At 61.0% G+C, this 21667-nt stretch carries 18 protein-coding genes; 7 read left to right on the top strand and 11 right to left on the bottom strand.

All coding sequences use genetic code 11. The features are described 5' to 3' along the window. Positions 1-54: 54 nt before the first annotated feature. From A8O26_RS12515 to A8O26_RS12470, 10 genes are read right to left on the bottom strand one after another with little or no spacing between them, the layout of a single operon-like run. Entirely contained in the window at positions 55-1077 is a 1023-nt protein-coding gene (locus A8O26_RS12515) for an HAD family hydrolase (protein ID WP_064118278.1), read from the bottom strand. After that, positions 1074-2489, bottom strand: coding sequence for a BatD family protein (locus A8O26_RS12510; protein WP_064118277.1), 1416 nt, complete (start codon positions 2487-2489; stop codon positions 1074-1076). Before A8O26_RS12510 ends, A8O26_RS12515 begins: the two co-directional genes overlap by 4 nt. Next, positions 2486-4066: a VWA domain-containing protein gene (locus tag A8O26_RS12505; RefSeq protein ID WP_064118276.1), complete on the bottom strand. Its 1581-nt coding sequence runs from the start codon at positions 4064-4066 to the stop codon at positions 2486-2488. The genes A8O26_RS12510 and A8O26_RS12505 overlap by 4 nt, the downstream gene beginning before the upstream one ends. Position 4067: 1 nt before the next feature. Beyond that, complete coding sequence (locus A8O26_RS12500; RefSeq protein WP_064118275.1) at positions 4068-5060, bottom strand: vWA domain-containing protein; 993 nt, start codon at positions 5058-5060, stop codon at positions 4068-4070. Next, on the bottom strand, positions 5047-5649 hold the full coding sequence (locus tag A8O26_RS12495) for a DUF4381 domain-containing protein (protein ID WP_064118274.1): 603 nt from the start codon (positions 5647-5649) through the stop codon (positions 5047-5049). Before A8O26_RS12495 ends, A8O26_RS12500 begins: the two co-directional genes overlap by 14 nt. Continuing rightward, entirely contained in the window at positions 5646-6581 is a 936-nt protein-coding gene (locus A8O26_RS12490) for a DUF58 domain-containing protein (protein WP_064118273.1), read from the bottom strand. Before A8O26_RS12490 ends, A8O26_RS12495 begins: the two co-directional genes overlap by 4 nt. Then, the gene (locus tag A8O26_RS12485; RefSeq protein ID WP_064118272.1) at positions 6578-7558 is read right to left on the bottom strand and encodes an AAA family ATPase; all 981 of its coding nucleotides are present in this window, start codon (positions 7556-7558) and stop codon (positions 6578-6580) included. The genes A8O26_RS12490 and A8O26_RS12485 overlap by 4 nt, the downstream gene beginning before the upstream one ends. Positions 7559-7581: 23 nt before the next feature. After that, positions 7582-8532 carry a SphA family protein gene (locus A8O26_RS12480; RefSeq protein WP_064118271.1) on the bottom strand — a complete coding sequence of 317 codons (951 nt, stop codon included), beginning with the start codon at positions 8530-8532 and terminating at the stop codon, positions 7582-7584. A 12-nt stretch (positions 8533-8544) separates the two neighbouring features. Next, the gene (locus A8O26_RS12475) at positions 8545-8736 is read right to left on the bottom strand and encodes a hypothetical protein (RefSeq protein ID WP_064118270.1); all 192 of its coding nucleotides are present in this window, start codon (positions 8734-8736) and stop codon (positions 8545-8547) included. 10 nt (positions 8737-8746) lie between these two features. Further along, positions 8747-9535, bottom strand: coding sequence for a hypothetical protein (locus tag A8O26_RS12470; RefSeq protein ID WP_064118379.1), 789 nt, complete (start codon positions 9533-9535; stop codon positions 8747-8749). A 583-nt stretch (positions 9536-10118) separates the two neighbouring features. Here A8O26_RS12470 and A8O26_RS12465 point away from each other — a divergent pair. Both A8O26_RS12465 and A8O26_RS12460 read left to right on the top strand, forming a co-directional pair. Continuing rightward, positions 10119-10487: a DUF6124 family protein gene (locus tag A8O26_RS12465; protein ID WP_064118269.1), complete on the top strand. Its 369-nt coding sequence runs from the start codon at positions 10119-10121 to the stop codon at positions 10485-10487. Between the two features lie 240 nt (positions 10488-10727). Next, positions 10728-10997, top strand: a complete 270-nt coding sequence (locus tag A8O26_RS12460; protein ID WP_437339880.1) for a cold-shock protein — start codon at positions 10728-10730, stop codon at positions 10995-10997. 48 nt (positions 10998-11045) lie between these two features. Here A8O26_RS12460 and A8O26_RS12455 read toward each other — a convergent pair whose 3' ends face one another. Then, the gene (locus A8O26_RS12455; RefSeq protein WP_064118268.1) at positions 11046-11468 is read right to left on the bottom strand and encodes a YciI family protein; all 423 of its coding nucleotides are present in this window, start codon (positions 11466-11468) and stop codon (positions 11046-11048) included. 338 nt (positions 11469-11806) lie between these two features. On the opposite strand from A8O26_RS12455, the gene tpx reads away from it, so the two are divergent. The 5 genes from tpx to A8O26_RS12430 all read left to right on the top strand — a co-directional run bounded on the left by tpx (position 11807) and on the right by A8O26_RS12430 (position 21607). Next, on the top strand, positions 11807-12307 hold the full coding sequence (gene tpx, locus A8O26_RS12450) for a thiol peroxidase (protein ID WP_064118267.1): 501 nt from the start codon (positions 11807-11809) through the stop codon (positions 12305-12307). A gap of 175 nt (positions 12308-12482) precedes the next feature. Then, positions 12483-13790 (top strand): MdtA/MuxA family multidrug efflux RND transporter periplasmic adaptor subunit, encoded by a 1308-nt coding sequence (locus A8O26_RS12445; protein ID WP_064118266.1) that lies wholly within the window; start codon positions 12483-12485, stop codon positions 13788-13790. Continuing rightward, the gene (locus A8O26_RS12440) at positions 13787-16888 is read left to right on the top strand and encodes an MdtB/MuxB family multidrug efflux RND transporter permease subunit (RefSeq protein WP_064118265.1); all 3102 of its coding nucleotides are present in this window, start codon (positions 13787-13789) and stop codon (positions 16886-16888) included. The genes A8O26_RS12445 and A8O26_RS12440 overlap by 4 nt, the downstream gene beginning before the upstream one ends. A 145-nt stretch (positions 16889-17033) precedes the next feature. After that, positions 17034-20141 (top strand): efflux RND transporter permease subunit, encoded by a 3108-nt coding sequence (locus A8O26_RS12435; RefSeq protein WP_064118264.1) that lies wholly within the window; start codon positions 17034-17036, stop codon positions 20139-20141. Further along, complete coding sequence (locus tag A8O26_RS12430) at positions 20138-21607, top strand: efflux transporter outer membrane subunit (protein ID WP_064118263.1); 1470 nt, start codon at positions 20138-20140, stop codon at positions 21605-21607. The genes A8O26_RS12435 and A8O26_RS12430 overlap by 4 nt, the downstream gene beginning before the upstream one ends. Positions 21608-21667 lie beyond the last annotated feature (60 nt).

Raw genomic sequence — 21667 nt, 5'->3', positions numbered from 1 at the left:
CGCGGGGGTCGTTTATTGCGACTAACGTTTATTGCAGTCCTGCAGCACGCTTTCTTATTGCACCTGCTCGGTTGCCGGTGACTCGAACGGGTAGATCCGGCGCCATTCGGACGCCATGTCGACCACGGTCCAGCCACGGGAATTTGCTTCGTCGAGCGCCTTGTCGAGGCGCCCGATATCGGATTTTCGGTCATACGCCCATTCGCGCTTCGCGTCGGTGTGGTGCACCAGGCCCATGAAGCGTTTGCCGGAACCGGCGGCGGTCCACTGGAGCATTTGCAGGTCACCGTCGGAGTTGCCGAACGCCAGAATCGGCCGCCGGCCAATGACCGCATCGATGCTTTCCGGTTTGCCCGGGCCATCGTCGTTGTGCGCCAGTTTCGGCGTGCGCACGATCGAGGCCTTGCCGTCCTTGAACTGGAACGAGGTGATGAAGGTGGTGCCGATCACCTGTTCCGGCGGGATGCCGTAGACCTTTTCGGCGAAGGCGCGCATGAACGCGGTGTCGCCGCCGGAAACGATGTAGGTCTTGAAGTCCTGGCTGCGCAGGTAGTCGAGCATTTCCAGCATCGGCTGGAAGATCATCTCGGTGTACGGTTTGCCGGTTTTCGGGTGGCGCGCCTGGCTGAGCCAGGTCTTGGCGTAGTCGTCGAAGGCTTCGGTGGTCATGCCGGTGTGGGTCGCGCCGACGATCTTCAGCAAGCCGTCCATGCCGGACGCGGCCAAGGCTTTGTGATCGTTTTCCAGCACGGCTTTGAACGGTTGGGTGGTTTTCCATTCCGGGTGCTGCGGCGCGGTGCGTTTGACCTCATCGAAGGCGAACAGCAGTTCGAAGTAGGCCGGTTGCTCGCTCCACAAGGTGCCGTCGTTGTCGAACACGGCGATGCGCTCGGCGGGTTTGACGAAGTCCTTGCTGCTCTGGTCGGTGACCGCCTGCACGAACTCGATGATGCTTTTTTTCGTCGGCCCCTCGTTCCACGAAGGCAGCGGTTCGCTGGCTTGCGCGAGCAACGGCAAAGCGAGCGCAAACAACAGAGCCAGGTTGAAACGTTGGCGGTGCTGCGGCGGGTTCGTCATGGGAAATCCTTCTCGTGAACGGGGTTGAGCGGGCGCAGGGCCGAGGCCGGTTTTGCGTGCTGCTGTTCGGCCTGACTGTGAAGCGTAGTCAACGATTGGCGCAGTTGAACAAGTGTTTGCCCGGCGGCAGGATCGCGGCCGTAAAGCCCGCGCAACAGGCCTTGCAGGCGCGGCCCGGCATCGACCAGTTTCAGCCCGAGGCGACTGCGCCGCAGCCACAGGTACAAGGCGCTCAATTGCGCCGGTGAGGCGGTCAATTGCGGCTCGATTTGTTGCCAGGCGAAGTCCGCCGATTGCACCCAGGCCAACTGCCGCGCGCGTCGGCGTGCCAGCCATTGTTGGTGGGCACGGGTGACGGCGGGGCGCAGTAGACAAACGCAGACGACCAGAGCAACCAGCGCCGTCAGCCACAACAGCCAGCGCGTGGAAAAGTGCAGGCGATGCTGGCCGAGTTGCTTGAGGTCCTCGCTGATCGAAAACACCGGTTTGTAGGCGCTGTTGGCTGCCGCTGTAAACGTCACGGCCGGAACTTGCGCGGTGCGCGTCTGGCGACTGGTCGAGTCCCACCATTTCACGTCGATGGCCGGCAACGTGTGCGAGCCGCTGCTGTCGACGCGATAACTGACCGTGTCGATGCGCTGGCCGCCGAGGATATCGCCGCGACCGTCATCGAGGCGGGTGACCTGCGGGGTGTTGATGTAGCGACTGAGCCCGGCGACCTCGGCGAACGCTGGAACCGGCAGGGCCATGGCCAGCGCACCGTCGGCTTGCAGGGTCAGTTGGCGGGCGACGGTGTCGCCGACTTTCAGCGGCGTGGCCGAGTGAGTCACGGTTTGGCTGAAGCGTAATCCGCTGGCCACCAGCGGTGTTTCGTTGGCGCTGAACCCCGGTGGCTGGGCGGCGCTGAAGTGCAGCGGTTGGCTTTGAGCGCTGATCTGCGTCGTCGCCTGTCCGGGAGTGGCACGCACGGTCAGCGCTGGAATATCGAACGTGCGCGCAACGTTCGGGGTGATCAGGTAGCTGTAGCGCAAACCGCTGAAGGCTTGGCCGTCGAGGGTCTGATTGAGGTGCTGGGCCTGACCGTCGGGTGGCATCACCAGCGCGCCGTCGAGTTTCAAGTCGGGCAGGGTGGCGGCGCTGGTGAACCAGGTGTCGGTGAGGACGTCGACTTGCAGTTCGACGAGGCCGCCAACCATGGCGCCTTCGGCGGGTTGCAGGTGGGCCTGGACTTTGAGTTGGGGTTCGGCGGCAAAGGCCTGAAGTGTGAACAGGCCACTGGCTAGACCTATCAGCAGAGCTGTGGTGATCCGGCGGGCCCCTTCGCGAGCAGGCTCGCTCCCACATTGGATCTGTGCGGGCCGCAAATCCCCTGTGGGAGCGAGCCTGCTCGCGAATGCTACAACTCGGTTCATGGCCTGGCTCCCTGCTGATCCTGCAAGCTGAACTTCTGCTTGAGAAATTTCGCCGGCGAGGTGGTCAGGTTTTGCAGCCACAAGGCATCCGATGCCGCCTGCTCGGTCTCAACCTTTTTGCTCTGGCCCTTGCCCGGCGCCTTGTCGAATTTCACCTCGTCGGGTTTGGTCTGCGGGGCGTTTTTCTCGGCGCTTTCGGTGTCCTTGAGCAACGCTTGCGCCAGCGCCAGATTGGCCGTGGCTTCGGGGAACTGCGGTTGCAGTTTCAAGGCCTGGGTGTAGGCGGCGATGGCTTCATCGAACTTGAAGCGGCGCACGTAAATATTGCCCAGATAGAAATACGCCTGTGGCGTGTCCAGCCGCGCAAACGTTGCCAGCGCAAGGTCGTAATCGGCCGCGTGATACGCCGCGACGCCTTTCCAGTACGGGTCGACAAACAGCGCGGCGGCTTGCGGCAAGTGATCGTGTTCAAAGGCCCAGCGGCCTTGCTGGTCGCGGGTGAAGAAGGCGTCGGTCAACGCACTGGCCTGTGCCGGGGCCGCCGGCCAGCCAAGGCCCACCGCCAGCGCCAACGCCGGCATCCAGTTGACGCTCCAGCCTTTGCGTACGCTGAACAAGGCCAACAGCAACAACGGCCAGCACAGCCAGTAACCGGCATCTTTCCAGTGCAACTCGCGCTGTTCGGCGCTGGCGCTCTGGAAGTGCTGTTGCGCGTGCAACTCGATCCAGTCCAGGTCATCGTCGTTGAGGGTCAGGCTGCCGAGCGGCGCATCGACGGCCGACGCCAGTTGCTTGATCGCCGCCTGATCGAAACTGCCCAGCGCCGGACGGCCGTTGGCATCGGTGCGCGGTTGGCCGTTGGCGTCATGAATGATGCCGCCGTCCTCACTGCCGACCGCCAGCACCAGCACTTGCAACTGACTGTCGCGCAACGGTTGGCCGAGGCCGTCCAGTTGTGCGGTGTCGGCGCCGTCGGTGATCAGCAACAGGCTGCCGGGTGTTTTTTCCGCGCCGAGCAGACGTTTGGCCTGCTCGATGACCGCGCCAACGTCCTTGCCCGGTTTGTCGATCAGCCCGCTACCCAGCGCTTGAATGAAGCTGTCGAGCAACGCCGGGTCGTCGGTGGGCGGCAACACCAGATGCGCGCTGCCGGCGTAGGCGATCAGTGCGGTGCGCGCGCCGGCGCGGCGTTGAATCAGATCGTGCAGTTTGTGTTTGGCCGCCTCCAGCCGGGTCGGCTGCACATCACTGGCGTCCATCGACGGCGACAGGTCCACGGCGACAATCAGCGGCGCACGATTTTCAAGGAAGTCCGGCCGATCCTGTTCCCAGGTCGGCCCGGCCGCCGCGATCGCGCCGAGGACCAACAGCGCGCACAGCAGGTGCACCGGTCGCAGGCGTTGGTGGTCCTGCGGCGTGACCAGCAGGTGCGGCAGCAGGTGTTCGGCAATGTTGCCGCGCAGTTGTCGTTGCAGGTCACGGCTGCGTCGCCAGATCAGCGGCAACAGTGCGCCGAACACGCCGAGCAACAGCCACAACGGGCGCAGGAAGTGCAAGTCGCTGAGATTGATCTCCATCTCAGGCCTCCTGCTCTTGCCGCACGCGCGACAGCCGTGGGCGCAGCGAGGCGCCGAAGTGATACAGCGCCAACAAGCCGATCGCCGCGCCCAGCGGCCAGTAGAACAACTCGCGTTGCGGTTGATGGCTGAGGGTTTTCGTTTGATGCGGAGTGAGGCGATCGAGGGTGCTGTAGACCTGATCCAGAGCGTTGCGATCTTCGGCGCGGAAGGACTGCCCGCCGGTGGTTTTGGCGATCTGTTGCAGCCCCGGCAGATTGACCTTGGCTTCACCCGATGCACTCGGGTCGCCGATGCCGATGGTGTGAATGATCACGCCTTTGCTCGCGGCCATTTCAGCGGCGTGATCCGGGGTGATTGCACTGCTGGTGTCGTTACCGTCGGTGAGCAGGATCAGCACTTTTTCCTGCTCATGGGCTTTATCGAGCAGCTTGAGGCTCAAACCGATCGCATCGCCAATCGCCGTGTTGGGCCCGGCCATGCCGATGCCGGTGTCGGCCAGCAGCAGTGACAGGCTGGCGTGGTCGAGGGTCAGCGGCGCTTGCGGATAGGCGCCGCTGCCGAACACGATCAGGCCGAGGCGGTCGTCCTTGCGTTTGTCGGTGAAGCCTTGCACGACTTGTTTGACGGCGGCGAGGCGATTGATTTTTTCGCCCTGGGCATTGGTGAAGTCTTCGGTCTCCATTGACTGCGAAATGTCGATGGCGAGCATCAGGTCGCGCACCGGTTGTTGGCGTTCGATCGGTTTTTCGACAAACACCGGGCGCGCGACGGCCAACACAAGCAACGCCCAGACCAACAGGTTCAGCAGTAATTGCCAGGCATTGCGGCGGGTGCCGGCGCTGGCCGGGGCCTCGCCGACGGCGCGGCTCATCGCGGCAAAAAACGGTACGCGCACGGCGCTGCGGGCCTCGTTGTAGGCGGGCAGATAGCGGTAAGCCAGCCAAGGTAATGGCAGCAGGAGCAACAGCCATGGGTAATCAAGCTGCCACATGGTGATGTTCCATCCACGATTGGCAGGTGTCGAACAACGCCTGCCGTTGTGGCGCGGGGAGGGCGTGCAGGGTGTCGTCGGGGGCGTAGGCGAGTTGCGCGAGTTGTTCGCTGAAATCGGCCGGGAGCGGCTTTTTGCAGTGCCGTTGCAGAAAGCCTTGCCAATCGTCCAGCCCAAGCGCCGCAACCCCTTGTGGGAGCGAGCTTGCTCGCGAAAGCGGTGTGTCAGTCACCGGAGATGCTGGCTGTGCCGGCCTCTTCGCGAGCAAGCTCGCTCCCACAGGGTTTGCATTCCACAACAAAGATTTGTGTGTGGGCATCGACAGCGCCACGCGTTTGAGCAGCGCGGGCAATTCGCGCAGGGCATTGAGGTCGTCACTGCGGCTGCGCAACTGCGCCAGACGCGCCAGGCCCTCGCGGCGATAAGCATCCCTGTGCCATTGCCGATAACGCCGCACACCAACCACGATCGCAAGCACGATCAACAGCCCCAGCAACACCCACCAGCCCCACGTTTGCGGCGCATAACTGACCGGCGCGGGCAGGCTCAACTCCTTGAGTTGTTCGATGCTCGGGATATTCGGATTCACCGGCGGGCCCCGGCGCTTTTACCCAGCTCGGCGCGCAGTTGCGCGTGCGCCTCTTCGGCGGTGCTGAACATCATCAGCGGCACCTGACTGCGGCGCAGCAGGGTGGCGACGTCCTTGAGCCGACCGCTGAGGAAATCGCCCAACGGCTGGTGCACATTGCGTTTTTCCACCGCCAGCTCGACCTGCAACTCGCCTTGGGTGACCAGCAGGCGACCATTGTTTGGCAGCTTCATCGCCAGTGGGTCATAGACCTGCAAGGCGATCACATCGTTGTGCGCCGACAGCTGCCGCATCAGTTGCAAAGTGCGTTCACCGGCCCCGGCAAAATCGCTGACGATGCAGATCAAATGGTCGTGCCCGGCCAGGGCGAGGCAGCGCTGCAGGACCTTGTCCAGTTGATCCTCGTCTTCGGCATCGGGGTTGCCAGCGTTCAATGCCTGATTCTGTTCGGCAATGCGGCTGAGCAAGGCTTCCACGCGTTTGCGGCTGCGCAGCGGGGCGATGCTGTCGATGCGTTGATCGTTGAACACCAGCCCCCCGACCCGATCACCGGCGTTGAACACCATCCATGCGGCCAGCGTCGCGAGTTCGGCGGCGAGGGCAGATTTGAAACTGTGGCGCGAGCCAAAGAACATCGACATGCGCTGATCGACCACGATCAATGCCGGGCGGTCGCGCTCTTCGGTAAAGGTGCGCACCACCGGTTTGCCGGTGCGCAGCGACGCGCGCCAGTCGAGGTGGCGCAAGTCATCGCCCGGCTGGTAGCGGCGTAACTCGTCGAAGTTCAGGCCGCGCCCGCGCAGGCGCGAAGCATGGTTGCCGGCGAGGATGCTGCCGCGCGGTTGCCGGGCGAGAAAACTCAGGTCGCGGGCCTTGAACTCCAGCGCCATCAATTGCGCGAGAGAGACATAGACCAGCCCGTCGGCGTTCATGCCGGAATCGCCACTTTATCGAGAATGCGATCGAGCACCTGATCAGCGCTGACGCCATCGGCCACCGCGTCATAGCTTAATTGCAGGCGATGACGCAGCACCGGATGCACCACGGCGCGCACGTTGTCCGGCGAAACGAAATCCTGCCCCTGCAACCACGCATCGGCCCGCGCGCAGCGATCCAGACCAATGCCGCCGCGCGGGCTGGCACCGATGGCGATCCAGCGCGCGAGATCCTCGTCGTAATCTGCAGGATGGCGCGTGGCGTTGATCAGGTCGATCAGATAACTGTCGATGGCCGGCGAAACATGCACGGCGCTGACTTCCTTGCGCGCGGCAAAGATCACCTCCTGCGACAGGCTGAAACCCTTGTTCGGTGCGGTGTTGGCACCTTGGGCGAACTCCTCGGCGCGTAACAATCGCAGGACCTGGCTCTCGTTGTCGGCGCTCGGGTAGTCCAGCAGCACCTTCATCAGAAAACGGTCCATCTGCGCTTCCGGCAGCGGATAGGTGCCTTCCTGTTCGATCGGGTTTTGCGTCGCCACCACAATGAACAATTCTGGCAGCGCATGGCTGTTGCCGGCCACGGTGATCTGCCGTTCTTCCATGGCTTCGAGCAGCGCCGCTTGCACTTTAGCCGGCGCGCGGTTGATTTCGTCGGCGAGGATCAGGTTGCCGAACAGCGGCCCCGGCTGAAAGCGGATTTCGTTTTTGCCTTCGACCTGATGCAGCACCTCGGCGCCGGTGATGTCCGACGGCAGCAGGTCCGGGGTGAACTGGATGCGGCTCATCTTCGCGTCGAGGTGCTTGGCCAGCGCCTTGACCGTGCGCGTCTTGGCCAAGCCCGGCAGGCTTTCCAGCAGCAAGTGCCCATTGGCCAACAGGCCAAGGAGGATCTGCCGGATCACCTGATCCTGGCCGAGCACCGCTTCGGCGATGCTCGCTTGCAGGGCGTTGAGGTCAGTAAGCGCAGTCATGGGGGCAGTCCTTTGTGTCCGGTCTAGAAAAAGGCCAGGGTCAGGTTGACGCTGAAGCCGTTGCCTTCGGGGCGGTTCTTGGTGTCGAACTCCGGCACCCAGCGCGCGCTGATGTTGGCTTGCGCGTCGGCGAATTTGCCGGCCCAACCGATCACCGGACCGGCACCGACCGAACGGCCGCGATAGCCATTGAAGGTATCGGCGGTCTGGCCTTTGTCGTCGGTCAGTTGCTGGATATAACCGGCGGCGACACCGGCGTTCCAGCCATCGCCAAAGCCATGGGTCCACAGCGCGTCGAGGGTGAAAATATTGCCGTTGCGATAGTCGGTGGCGTCGTTCTCGGTATAGAACTCAAGACCGCTGGACAGCGTGAGCTCGCCGCCCTTGCCATCCAGATGAGTGAACGCCACGGTCGGCATGAACGTGTAGTTGTTCTGCCCCGGATTGGCCAGCCGATTATCGTTATAGGCGCCGGTCGGCACGTAGATCGGCAGGGACAGCGAAAGGTGATTCAGTTCATCGAAGTGGTAGCCGGCGGCAATCGGCGTGATCAAGGCGTCGGCAAATTGCGTCCCCGAGTCACTGTCGCCCAACGTCCGTCCGCGCGGGCCGGTGATGCTGGCTTTGATGTCGGTGTATTGCACCGGCACGCCAATCGCCGAAGCGTAATTCCAGCGGCCCTTGCCGGTGTCCCAGACGTGGGTGAAGTTGCCCATGGTGTAGGAGACTTTCATGTCGATCCCGCCGCTGACCGCGCCGGAAATCGGTGCACCGTTACTGCCCTTGAGCGAGCCGTCGTACCAGATACTGGTCAGCGACATGACCCAGCCCGGTTCGGGCGGGACGATCCCGGCGTTGGAAAACACCTGCTGCCCGGTGATCGGTCGGCCGACGCCGCCCTCTGCTGCGTAAAGCAGAGGACTGCCGATCATGCACAGCGCCAACAACGGGCGCACAACGTTGGGCTTGATCATCAACATCTCCGCTTACTGTTTTGAATTGATTGGGTTGAGCATCGGCGTCGTAGTGCCGATCCGATTGAAGGGCACCTCGACGCCCGTGCGCTTGGCGATGCCGAGGGCTTCATCAGGGCTGGCGTTGAAACTCTGGGCGCCAACGCCACAGCTGACAAACATGATCATCAGGCTGTATCCGGCGACTTTGAAGGCAGCTTGCATGGCGTTTTCCTTATTTGCCGAATGTCACGTTGATGCCGGTGTACACAACGAACTGCGGCAGTCCGTCGCCCTTGCGATCAACCGTCCACTGCGGTTCGACGAAGGCGTTGAGAATGTTGCTGCCAGCCTTCCAGGCCTTACCGACGCCGAGGCCGAGCGGGATGTAGTGGGTGTCGTTTTTCAGGTCGAAAGTCCAGGTGCCGGTGGAGCGCAGGTACCAGCCTTTTTCCAGGTTATGGATGATGAACGGCTGCATCGTGGCGCTCTCGACGTGCGTGCGGTCGTCGTCACCAGCGAAGGAGCTTTGATACTGCACCAGGGCGCCGAGCAAACCGCGCGGCGAGGCGTCGATGGCCACGGCGGCGAGGCCACCTTGCCATTTGCCGGTACCGAGTTCGTCCTGTTCGGCGGTTGGTGCAGTGATCAGCGGGCCAATGCCCAACTGCACGCCGTCGGTTTTCAGAATGAAGATATCGAACAGGTTCAGATCGCCGATGCCGGTGCTGTAACCGTGGTGCGGATCGGGGCGGGTGCTGATCGGCAGGGTGGCGCGAACCAGTTGCGGCACGCCGATCAAATCATTCGGGGCGATCGGCAAGGTGCCGCGCAGCAACACATCATTGGTGTGCGCATTGCTGTCGTAGAGTCTGGGGGTGTAGTAGTCCTGGAGATTGGCGCCGGGTGCGATGTTCAGCGGGTTGTTACTCTTGTTGGAGTCCTCGGCGTTATTCGCCTGCGCGCCACACGCAGCCGCCAGCGAACTCGCCATAAAAAGAGTCTTCCCCACTCGATTGAACATCATCCCCGATTCCCTGGTGGCCTATGGACAACTCGGCACATCTCGGCCGTTACGGCGTAATCCCTTTTCTTATCAAGCCTGTAGGACACGTCTGAATGACGCTAGCAGCTAATCGGGAGTTAGCCAGCCGAATGGATTAATTCTTTGGTTTTGTGTACGGGTTCACAGCTTATTGTGTACTAACTATTCCATTGCTTACGGTGTAGGCGCTGTCGGGTGAAATGGGGCTGCTGCTACATATGCGTATTTCAATTCGGGATGTTTAAACGTTGTTTGGAATTTGCGGAACGTTCCCACAAGGTTTTCAGGTTGTCCGTCGGACGTCGGGTCTCTAGCCTGTGTTCGTCGCTGCCAAATCAGCGACCGGGACTGGAAACCCCGACGGGTATTAGTGGCGCGTACACGCCTTTCATAACGTATCCTTGCGCACTTCGAATGTGTGCACTCCGTTATGGCGGCTGTGCGCGGGGGACCTTCGGGTCGTCCGGGTCGCCGCTGCCCGGGTTTCCAACCTGCGTACAGCTGCCACCTCTTCGACCGGAAACCGAATGGGGCAGCTCCAACTTTCCAGTGGAGTTACACCATGAAAAAACCAACACCCAACCCCCCAGAATCAGACGCCAGCACCACATCCCCTTACGCCTCAGTCGACAGCAAAAAACTCCACGAAGCCGCCGACCGCGCCCTCGACTACTACCTCAATCCCGCCGCCGGCATCATGTCCAGCGCCAACGAGCCGGAACCCATGTACCTCGCCAATCCCAAGTACAACACCGAATCCCTGCTAGCAAACGCCAGCGAAACCCTCGGCTCGGCCAGCGAAATGTTGATCAACTTCGCCGCCTCGCTGGAAACCTCTCAGCGCAAGACTGCTCTGGGTATTGCACAAGTTGTGATGCTGGGTGAACTGGCGGTGAATCAAGCCTTGGATCACGTCGAACTCAAGAACTGATCTCTGTTGAATGATCGTTCCCACGCGCAGCAAAGGAATGCAGCCCCTGACGCTCTGCGTCAAATTCGCTAGCTGGAACGCGGAGCGTCCCTTGAGGCATTCCCACGCAGAGCGTGAGAACGATCAAACCATCAAGAAGAGCGTGTACTAAAGCGTTCGGGTTGGAGGTTGACGTGAGTACTGGGAATATTTACACCCTGTCAGGTTTGACAGTTGTGGGAGGGCTGAACCGGGCGTCTGATGAGACTGGAATGTCTCGTCAAATGGCAAGACGATTTAAAAATGAGGGCGATAGAAATGGCGATAACAAAGGGAACAGTTAAGTTCTACAACGATTCTAAGGGGTTTGGGTTCATTACGTCGGACGACGACAACAAAGATGCATTTGCTCATTTCTCGGAAATCATGGGTGGCGGATTCAAGACGCTCACGGTGGGTCAGAGGGTTGAATTTGAAGTTAAGGACGATGCCAGGAGAGGCCTGGTCGCGGTAAACATTCACCCAATTTAGCGGTCTTTCCGGGCAGGGATGTCGTTCCCCCGCCCGGATGTCAACTCCTCAAGACTTCTTCACCATCTCTCGGATGCGTTCTTCCTGTTCCCGCGCCTCAGGGGTGAATTCGTCGCCGAAGTCTTCCGCAGAAAATATCTGGCGGATTTCAATTTCAGAATCGCCCCGCATCGGATTAGGGCAACGCTTGACCCATTCGATGGCTTCTTCTTTCGATTCCACTTCCCAGATCCAGTAACCGGCGACCAGCTCCTTGGTTTCGATAAAGGGGCCGTCGATGACCGTGCGCTTGTCGCCGGAGAAGCGTACGCGGGCGCCTTTGCTGCTCGGGTGCAGGCCATCGCAATCGATCAGGATGCCGGCCTTGACCAGTTCTTCGTTGAAGTTGCCCATCGCGGTGATCAGTTCTTCGCTGGGCATGATGCCGGCTTCCGAGTCGACGGTGGCTTTTACAAGGATCATGAATCGCATGGCAGTGACTCCGTGGATTGTGAGGATTCGTGGTTTAGTCGAACGGGCCAGCGGTGAATCGACAGGGTTCATAAATAAAAGACCAGTAACACCACAGAATCCAATGTGGGAGCGAGCCTGCTCGCGAAGAGGTCGTCACATTCAACATTTATGCTGAATTGATCCAACGCTTTCGCGAGCAAGCTCGCTCCCACAGGGGGAACTGCGCTGATTTTGTATACAATTTTTCGCGCAGCCCCCCAACAATTTCCAAACAGGGCATAGGTCGTCAGACAATTTCGTGGTTAACTTCGGCCTCTTGCATGCTTTCCAATCAAAACATCAGAAGGACTCAAGTCATGGCTCAAGTCACCCTTAAAGGCAATCCGGTTCAAGTAAACGGCCAGTTGCCACAAGCCGGTTCCAAGGCGCCAGCCTTTTCTCTGGTTGCCGGCAATCTGTCCGACGTCACCCTGAAAGACTTTGCCGGCAAGCGCAAAGTGCTGAACATCTTCCCAAGCGTCGACACCCCAACCTGCGCCACGTCTGTGCGCAAGTTCAACGCTCAGGCCAACGACATCAGCAACACTGTGGTGCTGTGCATCTCCGCTGACCTGCCGTTCGCCCAAGCACGCTTCTGCGGCGCCGAAGGCCTGGACAACGTACAGAACCTGTCGACCCTGCGCGGCACCGAGTTCATCGAGAACTACGGCGTGGCCATCGCTGACGGCCCGCTGAAAGGCCTGACCGCTCGCGCCGTTGTGGTGCTGGACGAAAACGACAACGTCCTGCACAGCGAACTGGTCAAGGAAATCGCTGAAGAGCCTAACTACGAAGCGGCACTGTCCGTTCTGAAATAAGCGCTTTTACAATTGTTAACGGCCTGGCCCTGTCCAGGCCGTTTTCATTTGTGTATCAGTGTTTTGCCTCACACCTTGAAACGTAAGTTGAAGGTAAATTGCCGGTAAAGCTGCTTTGCTAATTCCCCATCAGTGCTTATCGTTCAGCCTCCCGTAAAAGAAGCCCACGCGCCCAATGGTTAATCACTCCATGCAATCGTCCCCACGCAAATCCCGTCGCTGGCTGATCAGCCTGCTTGTCTTGTTGGTCATCGCCGTCCTGTGCTGGAAATTCTGGCCGGCCGGTTCCGCCCACAAGGAGGGCGGCGAGAAGGCTGCAGCCGGGCATGCCGGGCGTTCGGGGATGATGCGGCCAGGCTTCGGTGGCGGCACCGGGCCGATTCCGGTGCGCGTGGCGCCGGCGGTCACCGGCGACTTCCCGCTGTATTACAAGGCGCTGGGCACCGTGACCGCGCTCAACACCATCAATGTGCGCAGCCGGGTCGGTGGCGAACTGATGAAGATCAATTTCGAAGAAGGGCAAATGGTCAAGGCCGGCGACGTGCTGGCAGAAATCGACCCGCGCCCGTACCAGAACGCCTTGCTGCAGGCCGAAGGCACCTTGCTGCAGAATCAGGCACAGCTGAAAAACGCTCAGGTCGATGTCGAGCGTTATCGCGGCCTGTTCAAAGAAGACAGCATCGCCAAACAGACACTGGACACCGCCGAAGCGCTGGTCGGCCAGTACCTGGGCACGGTCAAGACCAATCAGGCGGCCGTCAATGACGCCAAGCTCAACCTCGAATTCACCAAGGTCCGCGCACCGATCGGCGGTCGCGTGGGCCTGCGTCAGGTCGATGTCGGCAACCTGGTGACCGCCAACGACACCACGTTCCTCGCCGTGATCACCCAGACCCAACCGATCAGCGTCGCCTTCACACTGCCGGAAAACAGCCTCGAAACCGTGCTCGCCCGCTATCGCAGTGGCGCCAAGCTGCCGGCCGAGGCGTGGGACCGTGGCGACACCAAACTGCAAGCCACCGGCGTGTTGCAAAGCCTCGACAACCAGATCGACGTCGCTACAGGCACTCTGAAGTTCAAGGCGCGCTACGAAAACCGCGATCAGGCGCTGTTCCCCAATCAGTTCGTCAACGTGCACCTGCTGGCAGATACGCTGAAAGGCGTGGTGCTGGCCCCGTCGGCGGCGATTCAGTTCGGCAACAACGGCACGTTCGTCTATGCGCTGGAGGGCGACAAGAAAGTCACCATTCGCCAATTGAAGATTGGCGCCAGTGACGGTGAAAACACCGTCATCACCGAAGGCCTCGCGGCGGGTGATCGCGTGGTGCTGGAAGGCACCGACCGCCTGAAAGAGGGCAGTGAAGTGGAAGTGGTCAACGACAGCAATCAGGTCCCGACCACGCCGACCGAACACCTGCAAGGCAAGTCCGCAGCCAACGCGCCAGACGCCGCCGTGACTGACAAGGCCAAGAAGGGCGCATGAACATTTCGCGGCTGTTCATCCTCCGTCCGGTAGCCACCACCCTGAGCATGCTGGCCATTGTTCTGGCCGGCCTGATCGCTTATCGCTTGCTGCCGGTGTCGGCACTGCCGCAGGTCGATTACCCGACCATTCGCGTCATGACCCTGTATCCCGGCGCCAGTCCGGACGTGATGACCAGTGCCGTGACCGCGCCGCTCGAACGTCAGTTCGGGCAGATGCCGGGCCTGACGCAAATGGCCTCGACCAGCTCCGGCGGTGCCTCGGTGCTGACGTTGCGTTTCAGCCTCGACATCAACATGGACGTCGCCGAACAACAGGTGCAAGCCGCGATCAACGCCGCGACCAACCTGCTGCCGACCGATCTGCCGGCACCGCCGGTGTACAACAAGGTCAACCCGGCGGACACCCCGGTACTGACCCTGGCGATCACCTCGAAAACCATGCTGCTGCCCAAGCTCAATGACCTGGTCGATACGCGCATGGCGCAGAAAATCGCCCAGATCAGCGGCGTCGGCATGGTCAGCATTGCCGGCGGTCAGCGCCAGGCCGTGCGGATCAAGGTCAATCCGGAGGCGCTCGCGGCCAACAGCCTGAACCTGTCGGACGTGCGCACCTTGATCAGCGCCTCCAACGTCAACCAGCCGAAGGGTAACTTCGACGGCCCGACGCGGGTGTCGATGCTCGACGCCAACGACCAGCTGACTTCGCCCAAGGATTACGCCAACCTGATCCTTGCCTACAAGAATGGTGCGCCGCTGCGGCTCAAGGACGTTGCGGAAATCGTCGACGGCGCCGAGAACGAACGCCTCGCCGCGTGGGCCAACCAGAATCAGGCGGTGTTGCTCAACATCCAGCGTCAGCCGGGTGCCAACGTCATCGAAGTGGTCGACCGCATCAAGGCCTTGCTGCCGAGCATCACCGACAACCTGCCGGCCGGTCTCGACGTGACGGTACTGACTGACCGCACGCAAACCATCCGTGCCTCGGTCACTGACGTCCAGCACGAATTGCTCATCGCCATCGCGCTGGTGGTGATGGTGACGTTCCTGTTCCTGCGCCGCGCCAGTGCGACGATCATTCCGTCAGTGGCCGTGCCGCTGTCGCTGATCGGCACCTTTGGCGTGATGTATCTGGCCGGGTTTTCGGTGAACAACCTGACCCTGATGGCACTGACCATCGCCACCGGTTTTGTGGTCGACGACGCCATCGTCATGCTGGAGAACATCGCGCGCTTTATCGAAGAGGGTGACAGCCCGATGCAAGCGGCGCTCAAGGGTGCCAAGCAGATTGGCTTCACCCTGATTTCCCTGACCCTGTCGTTGATCGCGGTATTGATCCCGCTGCTGTTCATGGCGGATGTGGTCGGGCGCTTGTTCCGCGAATTCGCCATTACCCTGGCGGTGGCGATCCTGATTTCCCTGGTGGTTTCGCTGACCCTGACGCCGATGATGTGCGCGCGTCTGCTCAAGCGTGAGCCGGAAGCACACGAGCAGGGCCGTTTCTACCGTGCCAGCGGTGCTGTCATCGACTGGATGATCGCCGCCTACGGACGCAAGTTGCAGTGGGTGCTCAAGCATCAGCCGCTGACGTTGCTGGTGGCCATCGGCACGCTGGCACTGACGGTGGTCCTCTACATGGTGGTGCCGAAGGGTTTCTTCCCGGTACAGGACACCGGGGTGATTCAGGGTATTTCCGAGGCGCCGCAGTCGATTTCCTTTGCGGCGATGGGCGAGCGTCAACAGGAACTGGCGAAAATCATTCTCGAAGATCCGGCGGTACAGAGCCTGTCGTCCTACATCGGTGTCGACGGCGACAACGCCACGCTCAACAGCGGCCGTTTGCTGATCAACCTCAAGCCGCATGGTGATCGCGATCTGACCGCCACTGAGGTGATCGCGCGCTTGCAACCGCAACTGGACAAACTGGTCGGTATCCGCCTGTTCATGCAACCGGTGCAGGACTTGACCATCGAAGACCGCGTCAGCCGTACGCAGTACCAGTTCAGCATGTCCTCGCCGGACTCCGAACTGCTCAGCCAGTGGAGCGGCCGTCTGGTCGAAGCACTGGCGCAGCGTCCGGAATTGACCGACGTCGCCAGCGACTTGCAGGACAAAGGCTTACAGGTCTATCTGGTGATCGACCGCGATGCCGCGTCACGCCTTGGCGTTTCAGTGGCAAACATCACCGATGCGCTGTACGACGCTTTCGGCCAGCGGCAGATCTCGACCATCTATACCCAGGCCAGTCAGTACCGCGTGGTGTTGCAGGCGCAGGCCGGAGAGAAAATCGGCCCGCAGGCGCTGGACCAGATTCACGTCAAGACCACTGATGGCGCACAGGTTCGTCTGTCGAGTCTGGCCCACGTCGAGGAGCGTCAGGCGCAACTGGCGATCACCCACATCGGCCAGTTCCCGGCGGTGATGATGTCGTTCAACCTGGCGCCCGGTGTGGCGCTGGGGCATGCGGTCGACATCATTGAACAAGTGCAGAAGGACATCGGCATGCCGGTCGGCGTGCAGACCCAGTTCCAGGGTGCGGCCGAAGCGTTCCAGGCGTCGCTGTCGAGTACTTTGCTGCTGATTCTGGCGGCGGTGGTGACCATGTACATCGTGCTCGGCGTGCTGTACGAAAGTTACATTCACCCGATCACCATTCTCTCGACATTGCCGTCGGCGGCAGTCGGTGCCTTGCTGGCGTTGCTGCTCAGCGGCAACGACCTGGGCATGATCGCGATCATCGGCATCATCCTGTTGATCGGTATCGTCAAGAAGAACGCGATCATGATGATCGACTTCGCCCTCGATGCCGAACGCAACCAAGGCATGGCCCCGCAGGAGGCGATCTACCAAGCGGCGCTGCTGCGCTTCCGGCCAATTCTGATGACCACACTGGCGGCGCTGTTCGGTGCGGTGCCGTTGATGCTCGCCACCGGCTCCGGTGCGGAATTGCGTCAGCCGCTGGGTCTGGTGATGGTCGGCGGGCTGCTGGTGAGTCAGGTGCTGACCCTGTTCACCACGCCGGTGATCTACCTGTATTTCGATCGCCTCGGTCGACGCTTTCGCAAGACCAATGCGGACAGCGAAGAGGTGTCGGTATGACCCTGCATGCACGACGAATTCCTTGTGGGAGCGAGCTTGCTCGCGAAAGCGGCCAATCAGTCGACGTCTACGTTGAATGTCAAAATGCATTCGCGAGCAAGCTCGCTCCCACAGGGTTGTGTGGTGATGCAGGGAACGGTGGTCAATGAACCTCTCCGGTCCTTTCATCAAGCGCCCGGTCGCGACGATGCTGCTGAGCCTGGCGATCATGCTGCTCGGCGGCGTGAGTTTCGGCCTGCTGCCGGTGGCGCCGCTGCCGCAAATGGATTTCCCGGTGATCGTCGTGCAGGCGAGCCTGCCCGGGGCCAGCCCGGAAGTCATGGCGTCCACCGTGGCGACGCCGCTGGAGCGTTCATTCGGCGCGATCGCCGGCGTCAACACCATGAGCAGTCGCTCCAGCCAGGGCTCGACCCGGGTCATTCTGCAATTCGACCTCGACCGCGACATCAACGGCGCGGCGCGGGAAGTGCAGGCGGCGATCAACGCTTCGCGCAACCTGTTGCCCAGCGGTATGCGCAGCATGCCGACCTACAAGAAGGTCAACCCGTCACAGGCGCCGATCATGGTGCTGTCGCTGACCTCGGATGTGCTGGAAAAAGGCCAGCTCTACGATTTGGCCTCGACCATTCTTTCGCAGAGCCTGTCGCAAGTGCAGGGCGTCGGTGAAGTGCAGATTGGCGGCAGTTCGTTGCCGGCGGTGCGTATCGAGCTCGAACCGCAGGCGCTGAACCAGTACGGCGTGGCGCTCGACGATGTGCGCAAGACCATCGCCGACGCTAACGTGCGCCGGCCCAAAGGTTCGGTCGAGGACGGTCAGCGCTTGTGGCAGATCCAGGCCAATGACCAGTTGGAGAAAGCCAAGGATTACGAATCACTGATCATCCACTACGCCGACGGCGCCGCGCTGCGCCTCAAGGACGTGGCCAAGGTCAGCGACGGCGTCGAAGACCGCTACAACAGCGGCTTCTTCAACGATGACGCAGCGGTGTTGCTGGTGATCAACCGCCAGGCCGGCGCCAACATCATCGAGACGGTCAACGAGATCAAGGCGCAATTGCCGGCGTTGCAAGCGGTGCTTCCGGCTAGCGTGAAGCTGAATTTGGCCATGGACCGCTCGCCGGTGATCAAGGCCACGTTGCACGAAGCCGAGATGACTTTGCTGATCGCCGTGGCGCTGGTGATTCTGGTGGTGTTTCTGTTTCTCGGTAACTTCCGCGCCTCGCTGATTCCGACATTGGCCGTACCCGTGTCGTTGGTTGGCACTTTTGCGGTGATGTATCTCTACGGCTTCTCGTTGAACAACCTGTCGCTGATGGCGTTGATTCTCGCCACCGGTCTGGTGGTGGACGACGCCATCGTGGTGCTGGAGAACATTTCCCGGCACATCGACGAAGGCGTCAAACCGATGCAGGCCGCGTACCTGGGGGCCAAGGAAGTCGGCTTTACCTTGCTGTCGATGAACGTCTCGCTGGTGGCGGTGTTTCTGTCGATCCTGTTTATGGGCGGGATCGTCGAGAGTTTGTTCCGCGAATTCTCCATCACTCTGGCTGCGGCTATCGTGGTGTCGCTGGTGGTTTCCCTGACGCTGACGCCGATGCTCTGCGCCCGTTGGCTCAAGCCACACACGCCGGGCCAGGAAAACCGCCTGCAACGCTGGAGCCGCCGCACCAACGACTGGATGGTCGGCAAATACGCCACCAGCCTTGACTGGGTGCTGCGCCATCGCCGTCTGACGCTGCTCAGCTTGCTCATCACCGTAGGCGTCAACGTGGCGCTGTACGTGGTGGTACCGAAAACCTTCATGCCGCAGCAGGACACCGGCCAGTTGATCGGTTTCGTGCGCGGCGACGACGGTCTGTCGTTCAGCGTGATGCAGCCGAAAATGGAAATTTTCCGCCGCGCCGTGCTCAAGGACGAAGCGGTGGAAAGCGTTGCCGGCTTCATCGGCGGCACCAACGGCACCAATAACGCTTTCATGCTGGTGCGTCTGAAACCGATCAAGGAGCGTCAGCTCAACGCGCAGAAAGTCATTGAGCGTTTGCGCAAGGAAATGCCCAAGGTGCCGGGTGCGCAACTGATGCTGATGGCGGATCAGGACCTGCAATTTGGCGGCGGTCGCGAACAGACCACGTCGCAATACAGCTACATCCTGCAAAGCGGTGATCTGGGCTCGCTGCGCGAGTGGTACCCGAAAGTGGTCGCTGCGCTGCGCGCATTGCCCGAACTGACCGCGATTGATGCCCGCGAAGGCAAGGGCGCGCAACAGGTCACGCTGATTGTCGATCGCGATCAAGCCAAACGCCTGGGCGTGGACATGAACATGGTCACTGCGGTACTGAACAACGCTTACAGTCAGCGGCAGATTTCGACGATCTACGACAGCCTCAATCAGTATCAAGTGGTGATGGAGGTCAATCCGAAATACGCCCAGGACCCGGTGACGCTCAAGCAAGTGCAGGTAATTACTGCTGACGGCGCGCGGGTTCCGTTGTCGACGTTTGCCCATTACGAAAACAGTCTGGAAGACGACCGCGTCAGTCACGAAGGCCAGTTCGCCTCCGAGGACATTTCCTTCGACATGGCCGAAGGCGTGACGGTGGAGCAGGGCAGCGCCGCCATCGAGCGGGCGATTGCCAAGCTCGGCTTGCCGGAAGACGTCATCGCGAAAATGGCCGGCACCGCCGACGCCTTTGCCGCGACTCAGAAGAGCCAGCCGTTCATGATTCTCGGTGCATTGCTGGCGGTGTATCTGGTGCTGGGTGTGCTGTATGAAAGCTACATTCACCCGCTGACGATTCTGTCGACTTTGCCGTCGGCCGGGGTCGGTGCGTTGCTGTCGATCTATGCGCTGGGTGGCGAGTTCAGCCTGATCTCGTTGCTCGGGCTGTTCCTGTTGATTGGCGTGGTGAAGAAAAACGCCATTCTGATGATCGACCTGGCGCTGCAACTGGAACGCCATCAGGGCCTGTCGCCGCTGGAATCGATCCGCAGTGCTTGCCTGCAACGCTTGCGGCCGATCCTGATGACGACGCTGGCGGCGATCCTCGGTGCCTTGCCGTTGCTGCTCGGCCGTGCCGAAGGTGCGGAAATGCGCCAGCCGCTGGGTTTGACGATCATCGGCGGGCTGATTTTCAGCCAAGTGCTGACGCTTTACACCACGCCTGTGGTTTACCTCTATCTCGACAAGCTGCGCCATCGTTTCAACAAATGGCGTGGCGTGCGTACTGACGCCGCTCTGGAAACTCCGCTATGACTGACCGTTCGCTTATTCATCTGGCCACTGTTCGCGGTTCGCGTCTGTTGAGCCTGTCGCTGTGCGTGGCGATGCTCAGTGCCTGCGCTGTCGGCCCGGACTATCAACGGCCGCAAACCGCCGAAATCGCTCAGTACAAGGAAGCCGAAGGCTGGACCCAGGCCAAGCCCAGCGATTCGCTGGCGCGCGGTGCGTGGTGGGAGCTGTATGGCGATCAACAGCTCAACGGCTTGATCGAAAGACTGAACAATTCCAACCAGACCGTCGCGCAATCGGAAGCCCAATTCCGCCAGGCGCAGGCGTTGGTGCGCAGTGCGCGCGGGGCGTTTTACCCGAGTGTCGATCTGAGCCTGGGTAAAACCCGTTCCAGCCAGGGCACCGGCAGCAGCAGTTCGAGTTTGAGCAGCTCCTCCAGCGGCATCCGTGACACCTATAACGCCGAATTGGGTGTCAGTTGGGAAGCCGACGTGTGGGGCAAGTTGCGCCGTGGACTCGAGGCCGACGAGGCCAGCGCCCAGGCCAGTTTTGCCGATCTGGCAGCGATGCGCCTGAGCCAGCAATCGGAACTGGTGCAGAACTACCTGCAATTGCGCGTGATCGATCAGCAGAAACGCCTGCTCGAAGCGACGGTTGCCGCTTACGAGCGTTCGCTGAAAATGACCCAGAACCAGTATCGCGCCGGTGTTTCCGGGCGCGATGCGGTGGCGCAGGCGCAGACCCAACTGAAAAGCACCCAGGCCGATCTGGTCGATCTGATCTGGCAGCGCGCGCAGTTTGAAAACGCCATCGCCGTGCTGACCGGTCAGGCACCGGCGGATTTCAATATCGCCGAAACCCAGACCATCCCGAACCTGCCGCAGGTGCCGTTGAGCCTGCCGTCGCAGTTACTCGAGCGACGTCCGGACATCGCCTCGGCAGAGCGCTCGGTGATCGCCGCCAACGCCAACATCGGCGTGGCGAAAGCAGCGTATTACCCGGATCTGTCCTTGAGCCTGAGTGGCGGTTACAGCAGCAGTACGTCGCAGAACCTGATCAGCCTGCCGAATCGTTTCTGGTCGGTCGGGCCGAAACTGTCGCTGCCGATTTTCGATGGCGGCATCCGGTCGGCCGAAGTCGATCGCACTGAAGCGGTCTACGACCAGACCGTGGCCAAATACCGGCAAACCGTGCTCGACGGTTTCCGCGAAGTGGAAAACTATCTGGTGCAGTTGAAGGTATATGAGGACGAAGCCGCGGTGCGCCAGGAAGCGCTGGATGCCGCCCGTGATTCCCTGCGCCTGACGGAAAACCAGTACAAGGCCGGATTGATCGCCTACATCGATGTGGTCGTGGTGCAAGCCACGGCACTGAGCAACGAGCGCAGCGTGCTGAATATCCTGCAAAGCCGCTTGATCGCCAGCGTGCAACTCATCGCGGCACTGGGCGGTGGGTGGGATGGGCAACTGGATGTCAGTGACACCCAATAACTCACGCCATGATCAACAACCTGTGGGAGCGAGCTTGCTCGCGAAGGCGTCCGTGCATTC

This window comes from Pseudomonas fluorescens (assembly GCF_001648775.1).
In the GTDB taxonomy this organism is placed as follows: Bacteria; Pseudomonadota; Gammaproteobacteria; order Pseudomonadales; family Pseudomonadaceae; genus Aquipseudomonas; species Aquipseudomonas fluorescens_M.
Note: the sequence above shows the minus strand (reverse complement) of the source record. Positions and strands in the feature narration are given on the sequence as shown.

What these genes read in the sequence shown, in the direction of transcription:
- A8O26_RS12515 (WP_064118278.1), bottom strand. Translation starts at nt 1,077, where the DNA reads ATGACGAACCCGCCGCAGCACCGCCAACGTTTCAACCTGGCTCTGTTG.
- A8O26_RS12510 (WP_064118277.1), bottom strand. Translation starts at nt 2,489, where the DNA reads ATGAACCGAGTTGTAGCATTCGCGAGCAGGCTCGCTCCCACAGGGGAT.
- A8O26_RS12505 (WP_064118276.1), bottom strand. Translation starts at nt 4,066, where the DNA reads ATGGAGATCAATCTCAGCGACTTGCACTTCCTGCGCCCGTTGTGGCTG.
- A8O26_RS12500 (WP_064118275.1), bottom strand. Translation starts at nt 5,060, where the DNA reads ATGTGGCAGCTTGATTACCCATGGCTGTTGCTCCTGCTGCCATTACCT.
- A8O26_RS12490 (WP_064118273.1), bottom strand. Translation starts at nt 6,581, where the DNA reads ATGAACGCCGACGGGCTGGTCTATGTCTCTCTCGCGCAATTGATGGCG.
- A8O26_RS12485 (WP_064118272.1), bottom strand. Translation starts at nt 7,558, where the DNA reads ATGACTGCGCTTACTGACCTCAACGCCCTGCAAGCGAGCATCGCCGAA.
- A8O26_RS12480 (WP_064118271.1), bottom strand. Translation starts at nt 8,532, where the DNA reads ATGATCAAGCCCAACGTTGTGCGCCCGTTGTTGGCGCTGTGCATGATC.
- A8O26_RS12475 (WP_064118270.1), bottom strand. Translation starts at nt 8,736, where the DNA reads ATGCAAGCTGCCTTCAAAGTCGCCGGATACAGCCTGATGATCATGTTT.
- A8O26_RS12470 (WP_064118379.1), bottom strand. Translation starts at nt 9,535, where the DNA reads ATGTTCAATCGAGTGGGGAAGACTCTTTTTATGGCGAGTTCGCTGGCG.
- A8O26_RS12465 (WP_064118269.1), top strand. Translation starts at nt 10,119, where the DNA reads ATGAAAAAACCAACACCCAACCCCCCAGAATCAGACGCCAGCACCACA.
- A8O26_RS12460 (WP_437339880.1), top strand. Translation starts at nt 10,728, where the DNA reads ATGAGACTGGAATGTCTCGTCAAATGGCAAGACGATTTAAAAATGAGG.
- A8O26_RS12455 (WP_064118268.1), bottom strand. Translation starts at nt 11,468, where the DNA reads ATGCGATTCATGATCCTTGTAAAAGCCACCGTCGACTCGGAAGCCGGC.
- tpx (WP_064118267.1), top strand. Translation starts at nt 11,807, where the DNA reads ATGGCTCAAGTCACCCTTAAAGGCAATCCGGTTCAAGTAAACGGCCAG.
- A8O26_RS12445 (WP_064118266.1), top strand. Translation starts at nt 12,483, where the DNA reads ATGGTTAATCACTCCATGCAATCGTCCCCACGCAAATCCCGTCGCTGG.
- A8O26_RS12440 (WP_064118265.1), top strand. Translation starts at nt 13,787, where the DNA reads ATGAACATTTCGCGGCTGTTCATCCTCCGTCCGGTAGCCACCACCCTG.
- A8O26_RS12435 (WP_064118264.1), top strand. Translation starts at nt 17,034, where the DNA reads ATGAACCTCTCCGGTCCTTTCATCAAGCGCCCGGTCGCGACGATGCTG.
- A8O26_RS12430 (WP_064118263.1), top strand. Translation starts at nt 20,138, where the DNA reads ATGACTGACCGTTCGCTTATTCATCTGGCCACTGTTCGCGGTTCGCGT.